We start from the raw sequence: 16,734 nt of genomic DNA, 5'->3' as shown, positions 1-16,734 counted from the left end.
TTCGATTATTTTAAAGGAGGGATCCTATGTGGTCTCCTTGTACCGCCTGCTCCACGACCATCCCATTTTTTGAACGGGGCCTCGTCGTCGTCAATGACAAGCCCCACCCGTACGACTCGTTTGACGAATTGACGGAACACCTCGCCGCCGTCGAGGAAGACGTGTACTGTGTCGACCCGACCACAAAACGCCAGACCGCCGTCGTCTCGGCGAGCGACCTGCTCGAACAAATCGCCAACCGCGACACGATCGAATTGATTCAACACGGTGACCTCGAGAGCCACTTGCAACCGATCATCCATCTCGACACCGGAGAACGGTTCGGCTACGAGGCTCTTCTCAGAAGCCAGAACAACGTCTCACCGGGCGAACTGTTCCGGGCCGCGAACCGATTCGGGCTTCACTCGAAGCTAGATCAACGTGCTCGCGCCGAAGCGATCAAAGCGACGTATCACGCCGTCGAGCCGCACGAGAAGACGTTCATCAACTTCTTGCCCTCGACGATTTATAACCCAGACTATTGTCTCCAACACACGTTCGAGCTTATCGACCGGTACGGACTCAGTCCCGATCGTTTCATCTTCGAGGTCGTTGAGACGGAGAAAGTCCAAGATGTCGCCCATTTGCAACATGTGTTCTCTACATATAAGAAGCGTGGTATGAAAGTCGCCCTCGATGATGTCGGCGCTGGCTTCTCGACGCTCGATATGTTGAAGCGACTTGAGCCCGACTATGTCAAAATCGACCGGTCGTACATCTCCTTCTGCGACCAAGACGCCGAGAAACGAGCGTTCTTGAAAAACGTACGTCAATTGACACGCTCAATGGGCATCACCATCCTCGCCGAGGGCATCGAACGCCCCGAAGAAGTCGACGTCTGTCGCGAACTCGGGTTCGACCTCGCCCAAGGCTATTACTTCGGTAAACCGTCTCCTTATGCGCTTTGACGCAATGAAGGCCTAGAGCACCCGCTCTAGGCCGTTTTTTTAATCCTCGTCTTCCTCTTCGTCCATATCTTCTTGCATCTCGGTATCTTCGTTGTTCATCGGTTCTTCCTCTGCTCCCCCGCAAGCCCCGAGGATGATGCCCGTCGCCAACAGCGACGCAGCCAATGCACCTTTCTTTTTCATCATGAACACCCCTTTTTACGTTGTGTCGTACAGTACGGTTAATTCCCTCGCTCTTCATGCTGAAACGTTTTTTAGGTTAAGAACGTGTAAACGGTGGAATGAATCTAGTGATGACAACTGAACAGAAAGAAGGTGTACTTGTTGAAACGACGCGTCTGGCAACTCCTCATCATGATTGTACTCGGCATCTTCCTTCTTGGTTTGCTTTACTCGATCGATGGGCTCATCCCGTTCCTAATTGGGGCCGCCATTCTCATTCCGCTCATCGTCGGCTGGCATATCTTATTTGACCATGTCCAACCGCAGGCCAAGCTCGCCTGGCTGCTCGCCGTCTTGTTCATTCCGTTCCTCGGTGCCCTCGCCTGGGTACTGTTCGGCCGAACACCTCGACGACACCGACGCATCAAACGGACCTCGACCGAGATTCGGATGTTCCGGCAAGCAATCGAGGCCGAACGGATCGAGACGGCAAACGACGTGTCGGATCGCTTTCCTCTCACGCGCACACTCGAGAAGCTCGGCGCGACCGGTGCGGATGGTCACACGTCGACGAAACTGCTCGTCAACGGCGAGGAAAAATTCGATGCGGTGATTAAAGATATCGAGCAAGCGACCCATCATATCCACGTCCAATATTATCTATTCCGGACCGATGAAATCTCGCTCAAGATTCGTGACGCTCTCATTAAACGATCAAATGAGAATGTCACCGTCCGCTTTTTGTATGACGGCCTCGGCAGTCAAGAGATTAGCGAATCGTTTCTCGAACCGCTCCGCGAGTCCCGTGTCCACGTAGAGGCGTTCGACCCGGTCGTCCACCCGCTCCTCGTCTTTAACGCCAACTTCCGCAACCATCAAAAGTTGATCGTCATCGATGGGCGAATCGCTTACACCGGCGGACTGAACGTCGGGGATGAATATCTCGGGAAACATAAAAAGCTTGGATTTTGGCGTGATACCCATCTGCGCCTCGAAGGACCGCTCGTCCGGGAACTTCAGCGTTTGTTCGTCGAGAATTGGCTGTATGCCGGTCATGAAGACGATACAGAACGCTGGGACTTGTTCGCCGACAGCAAACATTTGCCAGAATACTTCATCGACGACCCGCAACCGGATAACGGGGCGACCCAGCTACTCGTCACGTCTCCTGGAAAAGATGTCACAATCCGAGACGGGCTCATTACGCTTTTGATGGAGGCGAAGGAGTCGATTTGGATCACGACACCATATTTAATTCCGCCTCCCGAGTTGCTCGCGCTGTTAGAAGTCGCCGGCCGGCGTGGCATCGATGTGCGAATCGTCGTCCCCGGAAAAGGAGACGAATGGTTCAGCTTCCATGCGACCGAATATTATTTCGAACAACTGCTCAAACGGAACATTCGGATTTATAAATACAATCGCCATTTCATCCATGCAAAAACCGTCCTCATCGATGGCAAGATTGCGCTCGTTGGGACGGCTAACTTTGATTTTAGGAGCATGTATTTGAACCACGAGATGACAATCGCCCAGTATGAGACGTCGTCCATCCAACAGCTGCAAGAAGCGTTCTTGAAAGACTTTGATGAGTCGATTCTCATCGACTGGTCAATGCTTCGCAAGAAATCGAGCGGCAAACGTTTCATCGAAGCGTTCTGTCATATCTTCTCGCCACTCCTTTGAGACACACGCCAAACCGCATACAGGACGATGAGCAACGCGATGAGACCGAGTTGCCAACCCGCGGCCACGTGTAAGACCGCCGCGACCGCGAGCGCCTCGATCAACAATGCCGGCACTTTCCCAATCATGCTCGCTACGGCGAAGGACGGGAGCGACATTCGGCTGAACGCGGCCGACAGCGTGACGAGTCCGGACGGGACGAACGGCATCAGCCTCAGCCCGAGGACAAGAAACCATGCCTCAATACCACCTGCTTCGCGGAGCCGTTTCAAACGCTCCCCATCCGGTGACGTGAACCGGTGGAGCGCTTTGCGATAAAGAATAAAACTGAGCACAGCACCCACGGCCTCGCCGACGATAGAGACGGCGACGCCCGGTCCAAATCCTAGCAGTTGCACGTTCAGTGCCGTCAAAAATGCGCTCGGTAATATACCGGCGACGGCGATGAGCATATTCAACAAGATACTGATCACAACAAACAACGGGATCGGCAAAGCTGCCCATTCCATATAAAAACCTCACTTCATGTGAAAAGGCTGGCCCGTCAACGACGGGTCAGCCTTTTGTTTATTTTGCTTCGACTTCATCCCACGCGTCTTCGTCGACAGGTGGAAGGTGTTTCTCTTCAAGTTTCGAGACAACGACCGCGCATGTCGCGTCGCCGGTAATGTTGACCGACGTCCGGAGCATGTCGAGAATACGGTCGACACCGATGATCAAGGCGATCCCTTCGACCGGTAAGTTGACCGACTGCAAGACGAGCGCGAGCATGATGAGCCCGACACCAGGTACACCCGCCGTCCCGATTGAGGCGAGTACCGCTGTGATGACGACCGTCACGAGTTCGGTCATCGTCAAATCAGCCGCGAATACTTGGGCGATGAAAATCGTCGCGACCCCTTGCATGATCGCCGTCCCGTCCATGTTCACCGTCGCGCCGAGCGGCTGAACGAATGAGGAAATGGAACGCGGCACGCCGAGTTTCTTCTGGGCGAGTTCCATCGATACAGGGAGCGTCGCGTTCGAAGACGACGTCGAAAACGCGAGCGTGATCGCTTCGTAGAAGTTTTTAAAGAAGAAGACCGGACTCATCTTCCCGAGCAGGACGAGCGCCCCGCCGTAGACGAGTACCGAGTGTAAAAATAGCGTCAAGACGACCGCGAACATATACCACGCCATCGCTTTGACAGCATCGAAACCGATCCCTCCGATGGCCGAGGCGATCAAAGCGAACGCGCCGTATGGGGCGAGCTTCATGACCAAGTGAATCAAGTGCATCATGATGCGGTCGCCTTGTTTGACGAAACGGCGCCACGTTTTGGCCCGTTCGCCGAGAGCGATCATCGCAAATCCGATGAGAGCCGCAAAGACGATGATTTGAAGCATGTTGCCTTCAGCGAGCGCTTGAATCGGGTTCGTCGGAATCATGTTGACGAATGTCTGCACGATGTTTGACGACTCTTCAGCCGCACCCGATTCGAATTCAAGGTTTGCCGTTTGGAAGTCACCACGTTCTCCCGGTTTGATGACCGAAGCGACACCCATCGCCAAGATGATGGCGAGCGCTGTCGTCGTCAAGAAGAAGAGGAGCGCCTTCGATCCGACCCGCCCGAGCTCTTTCGGGTCCCCGAGACCCATGACGCCGAGAATGATCGAGAAGAAGACGATCGGAACGACCAGCATTTTAATCAAGTTCAAAAATACAGTACCGACTGGGGAAAGGATATACGTATTGACGATGTCATATACGTTACCGGACAGACCGGCGAGCCCTAGCCCGACAAGGACCCCTAAGGCGAGACCAATTAAAATTTTCTTCGTTTCACTCATCGTGTCACCCTTTCTTTTTTGCACAGTGCGTTTAGTATAGCATAATGCTGAATATTCATACAATTACGGTGAAATCACAACATCATAACAAGTTCATATTCCCATCTTCACTTGAACGAAAACAAAAAAGATTGGAGACCAAAACGGTCCAATCTTTTCACTCGGCATCGAGACGCGCAAGTTCGGTTTGAAGTTCGGTCGATTGCTCCCAAATCTCAGGACGATGTTCTTTCAAAAACGCGGCTAGCACGTTGCGTGACGGAGCGTCCATCATATCGATGAGAATACGGCCTTTGAGCGATTTGTCCATCTGGTTGACGTGGTACGGCAACAGCTTGTATCCGCGCCGTGCCTCAAGGTCGACCGACATGTCACAGGCCGCGACACCGCCATAATAGAACCCTTCCGGCTTTCGACCGACCGTGACCCAGACGATCCAGTACGGTTTGCCGTTCGGCACCGCTTCCGGATCCGTCAAAAACTTGATGCGTTTCTCGATCGCCGATTTAGCATGCATGGCCCCCATATCGATGACCGCGGTCCCCGCCTCGACATCGATGATGACGGGAGACATATTGTTCAAACTGAGCGAACCGACCCCAAAACCGCCGTGGCCATCGGTCGAATCGTCAGCGACGATGTTAAAATTAATCTCTTTCATAGACTTCCCTCCCTCTCTACTGTACACAAAGACGAGGGAATGTGGCAATCCGGAACGTCAGCACCATTCAATCCGAAACGTCGTACCCGGTCCGATGGCACGGATGAGCGGCCGGTCTGCCTCGATGACCCGGCCGAGAACGTTGACTCGTGCATCAGGCGGAAGATCCCGTTTCGTCATTTGCATCTCGCCGGCATAGCGCCCGTAATCCGCATTATCGACCGTGATCGTCCCAAGCGGACGCGGTCTCGCATCCATCGGTTCAAGCAAGCGGTCCCCAGGTCGGCCGTAAGCCCGAGACTCGACCGAGCGGATGACGTCACGGGCCGGATCCATCCGGTTCGTCTGGACGCGATAGAAGGCGGCCTCAATCGTCGTCTCCGCTTCGGCCCGGAGGACGAGCATCCCGTCCGCGTGTGAGGCGAACTGTTCGATCGTCTCGTCGGCAAGTCCCGGATCGCCGATTAAAATGCGGTCGACCGAATCGGCGAGGTCCAAGTAACAAGCGAACGTCGATAACGTTCGATGGTCTTCGAGCGTCGGCAACCGTTCAAACAACGGTCCGCGGAGTGACCCATCTCCCGGGATGAACGCTTGAACGCTCAATCCTTGGCGTTTCAACCAATCGTTCTTGGCATCGAACCAGTTTCGATCAAGCCCCGTCTCTGGGCGCGGATAGAAGTTGTGCCACGCCTCGACGTTGTCCGTCACGAGGCCGTGTTGCTTCATCTCTATGAGTTCCGCTTCAGACAGCGTGCTCGCGTTCAAGGCGACCGTCATCCGGGTCGACAAGTCGGCGACTTGTTTTGGGGTCACGCCGTAATCGACGCGCAGCCCCGTCACGCCCCACTCGGTGAGCGTATGGGCATCGTCCCACGTCTTGCCGAGCGCGGCGAGCGACATCGGTGCGATATCCGCAAACAGCTCCATGTCGAGTTTTCGTGCGAGCGTCCCGAGATCACGGAGCCTTTCCGTATACACCGACGTGTCGTCCTCGGGGATATGCAGTGACGTGAACATCGAGGTGAAGCCAATCTCGCGCATGCGTCCGATCCATATCTTGAACTGCGGTGTGAGCGGTTCGCTCAAATAAACCGATAATCCTTTCATCAGAAAACCCTCCTCATCAAATGAAAAGGCGACTCCAAAGAGCCGCCTCGGTTGTTAAATCCCGTCTGCCATCTCTTCTTTGAAGCCGAAGAAATACGTGAAGATGAAGCCAGCCGTATACGAAATGACAAGACCTGCGATGTACGTCAAGTACATGCCGTTGTCGATGAGCGGTGTGAGCGAGAGACCCGAGACCCCAATCCCGAGTGCTGCCGTCTTCATCGTCGCTTGGAAGGCACCGCCGACCGCGGCCCCCATACAAGCCGTCAAGAACGGACGACCGAGCGGAAGCGTGACCCCGTAGAGGAGCGGTTCACCGATGCCAAGGAATCCGACCGGGATCGCCCCTTTGATGATGTTACGGAGACGTTGGTTGCGCGTCTTCACAAAGATAGCAAGTGCTGCCCCGACTTGTCCGGCCCCGGCCATCGCCAAGATCGGCAAGAGTGCCGTGTTACCGACCGTGTTGAGCAACTCCAAGTGAATCGGTGTGAGTCCGTGGTGCAATCCGACCATGACGAGCGGTAAGAAGAATCCAGCAAGAACAGCCCCTGCGACCGGTCCACCGACTTCGAGCACGGCGTTAAGACCTTGCATGATACCGTCCGACAACACGCCTGCGACCGGCATAATCGCATAGAGCGCCGTGAAACCGACGACGAGTACCGTAAGAAGCGGTGTGAAAATGATATCAACCGCTGTCGGCATGAAGCGACGGACATGTTTCTCGATGTACGTCATGAGCCAAGCGGCAAAGATGACCCCGAACAGTCCACCCCGCCCGACGACGAGCGGTTCCCCATAAATGGTGATGTCCGCGAGCACCGGGTTGAAGAGGATCCCCCCGGCGATGGCACCGAGTACCGGCGTCCCGCCGAACTCTTTTGCCGTATTCCAACCGACGAGAATGGCGAGGTAGGCGAATACCGTGCTACCGAGCAACAAGAGGATTTGCATCCACGTTTCCGTCGGGTCGACCCCGGCGTTCTTCGCGAAGTTGGCTCCTCCGTTAATGATACCTGAAGCGACAAGTCCTGGAATGAGCGGAATGAAAATATTCCCTAAGCGACGCAAGAAGCGCTTGAACGGCGACTTCTGTTTGTCTTTCACTTTTTGACGTTCGATGGCGGCCCGTTCGTCCGGAGTCAAGTTCGCGTCGACCGATTCTTCTCCGATGGCGAGCCCCGTCTCACGACTGAGATGGTCCGCCACGCGGTTGACCGTCCCCGGGCCAACGACGATTTGCAACGTCTCATCATCGATGACACCCATGACACCATCGATTTGTTTCAAGGCGGCAAGATCCGCTTTCGTCGGATCCTTGAGCGCCAAACGCACACGTGTCATACAGTGCGCGAGTTGACGAATGTTGTCTTTCCCCCCGACATGCTCGAGTATCGCATGCGCAAGAACCTCTTCTTTCTTCATCTCGAATCCCCCTTATAGTGCGTCACGGACGAATCCGTTCGCACGCTCTAATCGCTCGACTGCCTCCGCATGCGGGACATCGGCTAAAATCATGACGATCGCCGTCTTGACGTGCCCACCGGATGAATCAAAATAACGCGCGGCCGTCTGTTCGTCGACCCCTGTCGCTTCCGCAATCATCCGTTTGGCCCGCACTTCCAACTTCTCGTTCGTCGGCTGCACGTCGACCATCAGGTTTTGATACACTTTCCCTACTCCAATCATCGACGCCGTCGAAATCATGTTGAGGACGAGTTTTTGCGCCGTCCCTGCTTTCAAACGGGTCGAACCGGTCAACACTTCCGGTCCCGTCTCGACCTCAATTTTATACTCGGCGTGGTCGCTGATTTTTGATCCTTTGTTACATGATAACGCAGCTGTCGTCGCCCCGACTTCACGGGCGTAATCGAGCCCGCCGATGACGTACGGTGTCCGGCCGCTCGCGGCGATTCCGACGACCGTGTCCTTCTCGTTCAAGTGAAGCGCTTTCAAATCGTTGACTGCCAAATCCTTGCTGTCTTCTGCTCCCTCGACGGCTTTGATGAGCGCACGCTCGCCTCCGGCGATGAGTCCGACGACCATGTCCGGTGATACGCCGAACGTCGGCACACATTCTGCCGCATCCAAGATACCGAGCCGTCCGCTCGTCCCTGCGCCGATATAAATCAAACGCCCGCCTTGTTTGAAGGATGCGATGGCACGCTTCGTCACTTCGGCAATGACCGATAGCTCTTCTTTAATGACGTGGGGGACCGACTGATCTTCCTCGTTCATCACCGCGAGGAACTCCTCGACCGCCATCTCGTCCAAGTGCATCGTTCGTTCATTCCGTCTTTCAGTAGCCAGTTTGTCTAACATCGCCACCATCCTTTCTTCTCTCTGATTTCATTGTACTAACTTGAAATTAAAAGTCAAATTTATTTAAAAAAATAAGGAAGTAAAATTTCATAAAAGAAATGAGGATGTTACCCATTCCATAGAAAAAGCCCAGCCCATATCGGACCGAGCCCTTCATTCGACCAGTTTCTTCATCACGTGGACGTGGTCGCCCCGTGCCGTGACGGAATCTTTTTCGTACACATAACCTTGTCGTTCCCAAAAGTGATGTGCCCGTTCATTGTGCGGCAAGACTCCGAGCCGAAACACCGTCTGGAAAGGGCGCATATATTCCTGTTCAAGTTGCTCATACAGCCGTTGCGCGACACCGGTACCATGAAATTGCTCGTCGACGACGAACAGGCCGAGCCAGAGCGATCCGTCGACTGGATGTTCTTTCAACAAATCAGCGACCGCGATGACGCCCCCTTCTTCAAACACGAGGCTGACGGTCCCTTCGGCTTCAAAGTCGGTCAAATTCTCGTCTCGAAACGCTTCAGGCGTCTGTCCGTTCAAGCTCGCGAACGCCGACTGCCGCAATAAGAACGTCGCGACCTTGTCGCGCCACGTCGCATCATAGACGTGAATCATCGGCGCAACTTCACCATCTCGTCACGCGCCTCGGCGTAACGGTCAATCAAACTTTCGCCTTTTCGGTGCAACAGACCCATATAGAGCGTATCGATGATCGTCAACTGGGTCATCCGTGACGCGATGCTCGCGATCCGGAAGTCACGTTCGACACTCGGCGTGCAAAGACGGACGTCCGCCTCCCGATAGAGCGGAGATTTATCGAGGTCCGTGATGGCGACGACCGGCACCCCTTTCTTTTTGGCGAAGCGGACGAGTTCGAGTACATCTTTCGTCCGACCCGACGTGCTGATGGCGACAAAGACGTCGTTCGGTCCGAGATGCGGGATGAGTGACAACATGTAATGGAAGTCTTGCGACGTCTGGGCCGCATAGCCGAGCTTTGTGAATTTATATTGCGCGTCATAGGCAGCCGTTGACGAACCGCCGACCCCATAAAACACGACCCGGTTCGCTCGGGCAAACGTATCGATTGCATGCTCGAGCTCACGCTTGTCCATCGCCTCGGCGCACGCCTCGATGGCCATCTTGTTTACATGGATGACTTTTTGAAACGAATCGTACGGTGTGTCTTTCTGCTGTAACACGTTGAAGTCGGTGAGTGTCGTCTCGGTGATGGCCAAGTCTTTGACGAGGGCGAGCTTGAACGCCTTGAAGCTGTCGATGCCGACGACGCGGGCGAACCGGACGATACTCGCCTCTGACACATCCGTCTTTTGAGCAAGTTCTTTCGTCGTCATGTTCGGAACGAGCGTCGAGTGGGTCAAAATATAGTCTGCGATTTTCTTCTCGACAGACGTCATCTCACTTTTAGCGAGTTCGATTTTTTTGAGTAAGGATTCCATCGGGTCATCCCCTTCCTACTTCTAGTTTCTGTTTCCATGATAGCGGATTCTTTCTGCACAAGCCAACTTGGATATGAAAAAGGTCAAGCCGAAGCTTGACCTGATCGTTATAAGTTTTTGGCATTGAACGTATCGCCGCCTTGAATCGTCCCGTTTTGGAACCCTTTGTCGAACCAGCGTTTCCGCTGTTCGGACGTCCCATGGGTGAACGAGTCTGGCGTCACATACCCGCGTGCCTGTTTTTGAAGCGTGTCATCCCCGATTTGGTGCGCCGCATTCATCGCCTCTTCGACGTCGCCAGCCTCGAGGTAGCCCATGCCTTGGGCGTGGTGGGCCCAGACACCCGCATAATAATCGGCCTGAAGCTCGAAGCGGACCAAATATTTATTGAATTGCGTCTCACTCATTTCGTTACGGAGCGGCATGATCTCATCGGTCGTGCCGAGCAACGTCTGGACGTGGTGGCCGACTTCGTGGGCGACGACATACGCCATCGCGAAGTCACCCGGTGCGTTGAAACGTTGACTGAGTTCATCATAGAAACTTAAATCGATGTATAGCTTTTGGTCACCGGGACAGTAGAATGGTCCGACAGCCGATCCCGCGATACCGCAGGCAGATTCAACCTGGTCTTTATACAAGACGAGCGTCGGTTCCCGATACGTCAATCCGTTCTCTGCGAATATATCGGTCCATACTTCCTCGGTATCCCTTAGCACGACCGACACGAAGTCTGCCATCTCTTCTTCCCGTGCCGACCCTTGGTACGTCTCGGACGACTGTGGTTCGCCGATCCCGATGTTGTTGACAATGTCTGCCGGATTGCCCCCGTTCAGCAACGTGAAGACGATGACCAAGATGAGACCGAAGCCTCCGCCAATCCCGGCAATCCCTTTCCCTCCGACACGTTGTCCCCGTCGATCTTCAACGTTACGACTTGCTTGTCTACCCTTCCATTTCATCAGCCTGTTCCTCCTACGTCTAGTCTGTCTTGTTCATTACCCCGTTTTCACATATTTCGCACCTGCATTTTTTCTTTGTACTGTCCGCTCAATCGATTTTCTGCTTTCCACCCGCCCCACCTTTCACTAGAATGAAAGGGAACGAACTAAAAGGAGGAAATGTTATGCCATACGTAACGGTTAAAATGCTCCCAGGCCGCACGGTCGAACAAAAACGTGCGTTGATTGAAAAAGTGACGGAAGCCGTCTCGGAGACGACGAACGCACCGAAAGAAAACATCACCGTCTTCATCGAAGAAATGGACGCGACGCACTACGGTCAAGCCGGCGTTATGCACGCGGACAAGAAGTAATGATGTAAAAAGAATGCCATGTCCCTGTTGTGGACATGGCATTCTTTTTGCCTCAAAACGGCATTTTATTAGAAATAGTTTTCATAATCAAATCTTCTACGATTGTTTCGACTTTAGTGATTTCTAAAAAGCCGCTCTCATCAATCCGTGGAACCGCATTAGTCTCAAGGAATCTCCAATCATATTGAATCGTTTCTAAATCATTCGCATTGGCAATTTCTTTAGACGTTGCTCTCATTAAAATACGGAATTTATATGGCCAGAGCCCAGTTTTGTGTTTTTGCATGACAAAGTGCTCATTTTGTTGAACATTACTCCAAAAATTCAATCCGCCCATTGTTGAAACAGGTTTTCTAAATGGCATAAAAAATCCTCCCATAATGTCTAATGTATAATCATTATACAAATATAGATGTTAACGATGTATGGATTTTTATTTTTTTGGCATATATTTTCAATTACATAATAAATGTTGGATGTAATTTTACAAATGTGGTCAGTCTTCCAGATTCACTTCAAACCGCTCGCTCGGGACGGTCGGTTTAATGAGATGACGCGTCGCACGCCAAATGTGATAGCCGATTCGGTCGAGCCAGAGGAGAGCTTGCACCTTTTGAATCGTCTGGTCCATCTCAAGCTGATTGGCTGCCGTCTCCTCGAGCAGTTCGGCCCGGTGCGCTTTTCGATATTCGGCAAGCTGTTTCGAGGCTGTCTTCCACTGCCGAGACTCTTCCGGGGGCGTGTGATGGTTGAGCGTCTCCAACATGTCGAGTTCATGCAAGACGAGCTGGCGCGCGACCAGGAAGTCTGTATCCCGAAGGGCGTCGACCGGTTCGACTTCTCGCATGACGAACAGCCACCGCTCCAAATGATCGATTGTATGCAGCAGCGACAAGTGTTGCCCATAGTCATTGCGGCCCCGCCCTTCTTCCAATTGAATCGTGCTCAAAAAGACACGCACGTCCCCGAGCGTCTTCTCCACGAGTTGGAGCTCGTCGTCGCGCTTTCGTCCTTCCGCTAGCAACAGTTTCGTCTCTTTGGCGAGATAGCGCTCGATTTCAATCAACGAGCGTCGGGCCGCTTCGAGCGCGACCGTCGGGATGCGGGCCATGTTCGGGTTCAAGAACCGGGTCAGCTTCTCCGCTCGGCTCGGGACCCACTTCAGCAACCGACGGCTGAACGCCTCGTGGAACGGCAAAAACGTGAACACACCAAGCAGATGGAACGACGTGTGGAACAAGGCGAGCCGCAACAGTTCGTTCCAATTGAGACGGTCGGCCACACCGTTGACGACGCCGAACAAGAGCGGGAAGGTTAGCCAGCCGATAAGTAAAATCGAGCCGTGGACGAGCACGTGCGCCAAGACGATGCGGCGGGCCGACTTCCAACCTCCGATCGACCCGAGCGCGACGACGAGACTTGTCCCGGCACTTTGCCCTAAGACGAGCAGACACGCTTGGGCAAGGGTGACCGTATCGGTCGCGAGCGCCGTCATCGTCAAGACGAGACCGATGCTTGAAGACTGCAATAAAACAGTCATCAACAGGCCCGTACCGAGAAGCGCAAGTTGGTGGAGCGGTGTGTCCGCTTCCCAACTGGCGAACGAGAACGTGACAACTTCCCGCATCGCCTCTTGGAGCGTTCCGATGCCGACAAAAATGAGGCCAAGTCCGACCATGAGCATGCCGATGCGTTTGACGCGCCGCCCAATCAAGCGCAGCGCCATGCCGACCCCGATGAGCGGGAGCAACAGCTCGCGGATATCGACGTTATAACCTAAGAGCGCCACGATCCATCCGGTCGTCGCGCTACCCGCGTTCGCTCCGATGACGAGTGTGAGCGCTTGGGTGAACGTCAGCAGGCCGGCACTGACAAAACTGATTGTCATGAGCGTCGTCACGGTCGAGGACTGAAACAACGTCGTCATCGTCGCTCCGAGAAAGGCACCCGAAACAGGTCCTTCAGCCAAGCGATTCAATCGTTGCCGGAGGCGTTCCCCGGCCATGCTTTTTAACGTATCCGTCAACAGCATCATCCCGAGTAGGAAGATGCCGACTCCCCCGACCAATGTGCCGATTCCCATGGTGTCACTTCCTTTTCAACGATTCAATCGCCTCGTAACGTTGACAACATCCATGTTTTTTCTGATGCGTGATCTTTCAAGTTGAGCAGTACGTCCTCCGGATAATAGATTTTCTCGTCGGACTGTCGTGAGTTTAAAATCGATTGGACGAGCATCGACACTTCCGAAATTTCCCGGCGGTCGCCATCATTCATCTTGAGATAGATGCCTTCGTATGTCCCGTGCCCTTTATACAAATCGTATGGCAATTGGCTGAGCTGATCCTCGAGCAAGTAGTAGCGCGTCGGTAAACCGATTGCCTCCATCGTTGAACGCAAGCGGTCCATATAGCGGACGCGGTTCGCTTCCGGGAAGTTCTTATATTTCAACAAACGACGGTTGACGAAGCGGCTCGCAAGGTCGGCCAAAATCGGGTCCGCCTCATCCATCCATTCCTGAAAATAGAAATAGACGATCGTCTCATCGAGCTTCAAATAATGCTCGAGCGTCATGTCTTCATGGTTAAAAATCGGCAAGAAATGCTTTGGAGTCATCTCGAAAGAATAACCCGATTCGTATAGTTCTTGCGCCCGTTCGAGCACGGCTTTGAGTAATAAATCGCTCGATCGCGTCGCCGGATGCAAGTAAACTTGCCAATACATTTGATAGCGCCGCATGATATAGTCCTCAATCGTATGCATGCCCGACTGTTTGACGACGACTTGGTCCTCATCGGGACGCAACACCCGAAGCATGCGCTCAAGGTCGAACTTACCGTAACTGACACCGGCGAAATGGGCGTCACGGAGCAGATAGTCCATCCGATCGACGTCGAGTTGCGAACTGAGGATATTGACGAGCAAGCGGTTCGGGTGCGTCTTATTGATGATGGCCGCTACTTCTTCCGGGAAGCCGACCCCCATCTCCGACAGCACTTTGTTCACTTCCGTGTCCCCGAGGATGATTCGTTCGGTCCATACTTCGTGACGAACGGCGAAGACGTGCTCGAACGCGTGTGAGAACGGACCGTGTCCGACATCGTGCAGCAGCGCCGCCGCGAGCAACAGCTCCCGGTTGCGGTCATCCCACTCCGGATACTCATGGAACTGATCGATTAGCTGTCGGGCGATTTCGTAGACGCCGAGCGAATGATGGAAACGCGTATGCTCGGCCCCGTGGAACGTCAAAAACGACGTCCCGAGCTGTTTGATGCGCCGCAAGCGCTGAAACTCTTTCGTGTTGATCAATTCCCAGACGAGATGATCGTAGACATATATATAGCGGTGAACCGGATCTTTGAACACTTTCGATCCTGACAATTGACCTCGTGACGTATACATGACGTTGCCCCCTACGTTTCATTAATGATTGGATTCGACTTCTAGCACGTTGTTCCTCCCATGTTATAATGGGAAGGAAATTATTTATTGAAAAGGAATTATGTATATGACCCATCCATTATTACGACAACCGACCTACCGTGTCATTGACCAGTCTTCGCTCGGTCCGGCGTTCCAAGCCGAGCAATCGTTCGCGACGGACGACACGCTCTGTGCGTCGACCGCAACGTCTGGTGCCGTCCTCAGGGCCTGGGTTCATCTAAACACGGTCGTGCTCGGCATTCAAGACGCCCGCCTGCCTCACTTGTCAGACGGCATCCGTTTTCTACATAAACATGGATTCCGTCCCGTCGTGCGAAATTCAGGAGGGCTTGCCGTCGTCTTGGATGAAGACATATTGAACTTATCCCTGATTTTACCTGAAAAAGACGGGATTCAAATCGATAGCGGCTACGAGGCGATGACGTCGCTCATCCAACTCATGTTTCAAGACGTGACGACAGACATTGTCGCTGGCGAAATCGTTGGGTCTTACTGCCCCGGCAGTTTCGACTTATCCATCGGCGGCAAGAAGTTCGCCGGCATCTCACAGCGCCGTGTCCGTGGCGGTGTCGCCGTCCAAATTTATTTGAGCGTCCGCAAGAGCGGGAGCGAACGCGCCACCCTCATCCGTGATTTTTATGAGCGCGCCATCCAAGGCGAAGCGACAAAATTCACCTACCCGGCCATCGTCCCTGAGACGATGGCGTCACTCGAGGACTTGCTCGGTATCCCGCTCACCGTCGATGACGTGTTGCGCCGCGCCTACACCGTCCTTAGTGACGTGAGCCGGCTCATACCTGGCACTCTCGATGCGGAAGAGCAGGCGACGCTCGTGACCCAGCTCGACCGGATGTGGAAGCGCAATGAACCGATCCGTGAGATTGAACAACAATTAATAGAGGAGTGACCGCATGTTTAAAATCATAACCGATACCGGCGCCGATTTGACCCAAGACCAGATCGTCGAGTACGGTCTCGAAATGCTACCGCTCGGTGTCGTCATCGACAACGACGAATTTTTAGACGGTGAGACGATTCAACCAAAAGACGTGTACGACGCGATGCGTGCCGGGAAGACGCCGAAGACGTTCCAAATCGAGGCGGCCCGCCTCGAACAATGTTTCCGTCAACATCTCGAATCGGAAATCCCGTTCCTGTACCTCGCCTTCTCCGGTGAGCTTTCAGGCACCTATCAGACGGCCGTCATGATCGGCAACCTACTTAAAGAAGAATACCCGAACAGCACGTTCCATATTCTTGATACGCGTGCCGCCTCCGTCGGCCAAGGACTGTTTGTCAAGACGGTCGCCGAGTATGGTCAAGACCATACGTACGAAGAGACGGTCGCCTACGCGACGTCGCTCGTCGGCAAAATCCGGCATTTGTTCACGGTCGAATCGCTTGAATATTTGATGCGCGGCGGTCGTGTCTCAAAAGCGAGCGCGTTCATCGGGGATTTGTTGACGATTCTACCGCTTTTGACAGTCGAAGACGGCAAGCTCGTCCCAATCGAGAAGGTGCGCGGTCACAAGAAAGTGTTACGCCGCATCGTCGAATGGATGACCGAGTCGAAACCGCTCGTCGAGGGTGGGCACGTCTTCATCGGCCACGGCGATGATCCAGTCAAAGCCGACCAATTCGAGGCGTTGTTACGGGAACATGTGAACCCAGCGAGCGTCACGAAGACAATCGTCGGTTCGGCCATTGGGGCGCACACAGGCCCAGGCTTGCTCGTCGTCGGTTATTTCGAAATGAAATAAGCTGATATTCATAGATGCGAAATCTGCTTAAATTTACTATTGA

At 53.7% G+C, this 16,734-nt stretch carries 18 protein-coding genes; 5 read left to right on the top strand and 13 right to left on the bottom strand.

Going from position 1 to position 16,734, the window contains the following annotated elements:
- Window positions 1–26: 26 nt before the first annotated feature.
- A complete protein-coding gene (locus FED52_RS01940) occupies window positions 27–947 on the top strand; it encodes an EAL domain-containing protein (RefSeq protein ID WP_240731284.1) in 921 nt (306 codons plus the stop codon).
- Window positions 948–986: 39 nt separating this feature from the next.
- Here FED52_RS01940 and FED52_RS13815 read toward each other — a convergent pair whose 3' ends face one another.
- Window positions 987–1,130, bottom strand: coding sequence for a hypothetical protein (locus FED52_RS13815; RefSeq protein ID WP_161787553.1), 144 nt, complete (start codon window positions 1,128–1,130; stop codon window positions 987–989).
- A gap of 132 nt (window positions 1,131–1,262) precedes the next feature.
- Here FED52_RS13815 and cls point away from each other — a divergent pair, with 132 nt between their 5' ends.
- On the top strand, window positions 1,263–2,792 hold the full coding sequence (gene cls, locus FED52_RS01935; RefSeq protein ID WP_138858738.1) for a cardiolipin synthase: 1,530 nt from the start codon (window positions 1,263–1,265) through the stop codon (window positions 2,790–2,792).
- Here cls and FED52_RS01930 read toward each other — a convergent pair.
- The 9 genes from FED52_RS01930 to ypfJ all read right to left on the bottom strand — a co-directional run bounded on the left by FED52_RS01930 (window position 2,768) and on the right by ypfJ (window position 11,134).
- Window positions 2,768–3,301 carry a TVP38/TMEM64 family protein gene (locus tag FED52_RS01930; protein WP_138858737.1) on the bottom strand — a complete coding sequence of 178 codons (534 nt, stop codon included), beginning with the start codon at window positions 3,299–3,301 and terminating at the stop codon, window positions 2,768–2,770. The genes cls and FED52_RS01930 overlap by 25 nt on opposite strands.
- 58 nt (window positions 3,302–3,359) lie before the next feature.
- Window positions 3,360–4,622, bottom strand: coding sequence for a dicarboxylate/amino acid:cation symporter (locus FED52_RS01925; RefSeq protein WP_138858736.1), 1,263 nt, complete (start codon window positions 4,620–4,622; stop codon window positions 3,360–3,362).
- Between the two features lie 157 nt (window positions 4,623–4,779).
- On the bottom strand, window positions 4,780–5,283 hold the full coding sequence (locus FED52_RS01920; RefSeq protein ID WP_034779343.1) for a YwhD family protein: 504 nt from the start codon (window positions 5,281–5,283) through the stop codon (window positions 4,780–4,782).
- A gap of 57 nt (window positions 5,284–5,340) precedes the next feature.
- Window positions 5,341–6,393, bottom strand: a complete 1,053-nt coding sequence (locus tag FED52_RS01915) for a DUF871 domain-containing protein (RefSeq protein ID WP_138858735.1) — start codon at window positions 6,391–6,393, stop codon at window positions 5,341–5,343.
- 54 nt (window positions 6,394–6,447) lie between these two features.
- The gene (locus FED52_RS01910; protein ID WP_138858734.1) at window positions 6,448–7,821 is read right to left on the bottom strand and encodes a PTS transporter subunit EIIC; all 1,374 of its coding nucleotides are present in this window, start codon (window positions 7,819–7,821) and stop codon (window positions 6,448–6,450) included.
- 12 nt (window positions 7,822–7,833) lie between these two features.
- Window positions 7,834–8,727 (bottom strand): N-acetylmuramic acid 6-phosphate etherase, encoded by an 894-nt coding sequence (gene murQ / locus FED52_RS01905; RefSeq protein ID WP_138858733.1) that lies wholly within the window; start codon window positions 8,725–8,727, stop codon window positions 7,834–7,836.
- A gap of 144 nt (window positions 8,728–8,871) precedes the next feature.
- On the bottom strand, window positions 8,872–9,327 hold the full coding sequence (locus FED52_RS01900; RefSeq protein WP_138858732.1) for a GNAT family N-acetyltransferase: 456 nt from the start codon (window positions 9,325–9,327) through the stop codon (window positions 8,872–8,874).
- The gene (locus FED52_RS01895; protein ID WP_034779356.1) at window positions 9,324–10,172 is read right to left on the bottom strand and encodes a MurR/RpiR family transcriptional regulator; all 849 of its coding nucleotides are present in this window, start codon (window positions 10,170–10,172) and stop codon (window positions 9,324–9,326) included. Before FED52_RS01895 ends, FED52_RS01900 begins: the two co-directional genes overlap by 4 nt.
- A 107-nt stretch (window positions 10,173–10,279) precedes the next feature.
- Window positions 10,280–11,134 (bottom strand): KPN_02809 family neutral zinc metallopeptidase, encoded by an 855-nt coding sequence (gene ypfJ / locus FED52_RS01890; RefSeq protein ID WP_138858731.1) that lies wholly within the window; start codon window positions 11,132–11,134, stop codon window positions 10,280–10,282.
- A 164-nt stretch (window positions 11,135–11,298) separates the two neighbouring features.
- Between ypfJ and FED52_RS01885 the strand changes: the two genes are divergently transcribed.
- Window positions 11,299–11,487, top strand: coding sequence for a 2-hydroxymuconate tautomerase (locus FED52_RS01885; RefSeq protein ID WP_138858730.1), 189 nt, complete (start codon window positions 11,299–11,301; stop codon window positions 11,485–11,487).
- Between the two features lie 52 nt (window positions 11,488–11,539).
- On the opposite strand, the gene FED52_RS01880 is transcribed toward FED52_RS01885, so the two are convergent.
- The 3 genes from FED52_RS01880 to FED52_RS01870 form a co-directional block, all read right to left on the bottom strand.
- Window positions 11,540–11,851 carry a hypothetical protein gene (locus FED52_RS01880; protein WP_138858729.1) on the bottom strand — a complete coding sequence of 104 codons (312 nt, stop codon included), beginning with the start codon at window positions 11,849–11,851 and terminating at the stop codon, window positions 11,540–11,542.
- 132 nt (window positions 11,852–11,983) lie between these two features.
- Window positions 11,984–13,570: a Na/Pi cotransporter family protein gene (locus tag FED52_RS01875; RefSeq protein ID WP_138858728.1), complete on the bottom strand. Its 1,587-nt coding sequence runs from the start codon at window positions 13,568–13,570 to the stop codon at window positions 11,984–11,986.
- 23 nt (window positions 13,571–13,593) lie between these two features.
- Window positions 13,594–14,889, bottom strand: coding sequence for an HD domain-containing protein (locus FED52_RS01870; protein ID WP_138858727.1), 1,296 nt, complete (start codon window positions 14,887–14,889; stop codon window positions 13,594–13,596).
- Between the two features lie 100 nt (window positions 14,890–14,989).
- Between FED52_RS01870 and FED52_RS01865 the strand changes: the two genes are divergently transcribed.
- Both FED52_RS01865 and FED52_RS01860 read left to right on the top strand, forming a co-directional pair.
- The gene (locus FED52_RS01865) at window positions 14,990–15,838 is read left to right on the top strand and encodes a lipoate--protein ligase family protein (RefSeq protein ID WP_138858726.1); all 849 of its coding nucleotides are present in this window, start codon (window positions 14,990–14,992) and stop codon (window positions 15,836–15,838) included.
- A 4-nt stretch (window positions 15,839–15,842) separates the two neighbouring features.
- Window positions 15,843–16,691, top strand: a complete 849-nt coding sequence (locus FED52_RS01860; protein ID WP_138858725.1) for a DegV family protein — start codon at window positions 15,843–15,845, stop codon at window positions 16,689–16,691.
- Window positions 16,692–16,734: the final 43 nt, after the last annotated feature.

Source organism: Exiguobacterium mexicanum, assembly GCF_005960665.1.
GTDB lineage: Bacteria > Bacillota > Bacilli > Exiguobacteriales > Exiguobacteriaceae > Exiguobacterium > Exiguobacterium mexicanum_A.
Note: the sequence above shows the minus strand (reverse complement) of the source record. Positions and strands in the feature narration are given on the sequence as shown.

Coding starts and splice junctions, on each gene's coding strand:
- FED52_RS01940 (WP_240731284.1), top strand. CDS start 27: ATGTGGTCTCCTTGTACCGCCTGCTCCACGACCATCCCATTTTTTGAA.
- FED52_RS13815 (WP_161787553.1), bottom strand. CDS start 1,130: ATGAAAAAGAAAGGTGCATTGGCTGCGTCGCTGTTGGCGACGGGCATC.
- FED52_RS01930 (WP_138858737.1), bottom strand. CDS start 3,301: ATGGAATGGGCAGCTTTGCCGATCCCGTTGTTTGTTGTGATCAGTATC.
- FED52_RS01925 (WP_138858736.1), bottom strand. CDS start 4,622: ATGAGTGAAACGAAGAAAATTTTAATTGGTCTCGCCTTAGGGGTCCTT.
- FED52_RS01920 (WP_034779343.1), bottom strand. CDS start 5,283: ATGAAAGAGATTAATTTTAACATCGTCGCTGACGATTCGACCGATGGC.
- FED52_RS01915 (WP_138858735.1), bottom strand. CDS start 6,393: ATGAAAGGATTATCGGTTTATTTGAGCGAACCGCTCACACCGCAGTTC.
- FED52_RS01910 (WP_138858734.1), bottom strand. CDS start 7,821: ATGAAGAAAGAAGAGGTTCTTGCGCATGCGATACTCGAGCATGTCGGG.
- murQ (WP_138858733.1), bottom strand. CDS start 8,727: ATGGTGGCGATGTTAGACAAACTGGCTACTGAAAGACGGAATGAACGA.
- FED52_RS01900 (WP_138858732.1), bottom strand. CDS start 9,327: ATGATTCACGTCTATGATGCGACGTGGCGCGACAAGGTCGCGACGTTC.
- FED52_RS01895 (WP_034779356.1), bottom strand. CDS start 10,172: ATGGAATCCTTACTCAAAAAAATCGAACTCGCTAAAAGTGAGATGACG.
- ypfJ (WP_138858731.1), bottom strand. CDS start 11,134: ATGAAATGGAAGGGTAGACAAGCAAGTCGTAACGTTGAAGATCGACGG.
- FED52_RS01885 (WP_138858730.1), top strand. CDS start 11,299: ATGCCATACGTAACGGTTAAAATGCTCCCAGGCCGCACGGTCGAACAA.
- FED52_RS01880 (WP_138858729.1), bottom strand. CDS start 11,851: ATGCCATTTAGAAAACCTGTTTCAACAATGGGCGGATTGAATTTTTGG.
- FED52_RS01875 (WP_138858728.1), bottom strand. CDS start 13,570: ATGGGAATCGGCACATTGGTCGGGGGAGTCGGCATCTTCCTACTCGGG.
- FED52_RS01870 (WP_138858727.1), bottom strand. CDS start 14,889: ATGTATACGTCACGAGGTCAATTGTCAGGATCGAAAGTGTTCAAAGAT.
- FED52_RS01865 (WP_138858726.1), top strand. CDS start 14,990: ATGTATATGACCCATCCATTATTACGACAACCGACCTACCGTGTCATT.
- FED52_RS01860 (WP_138858725.1), top strand. CDS start 15,843: ATGTTTAAAATCATAACCGATACCGGCGCCGATTTGACCCAAGACCAG.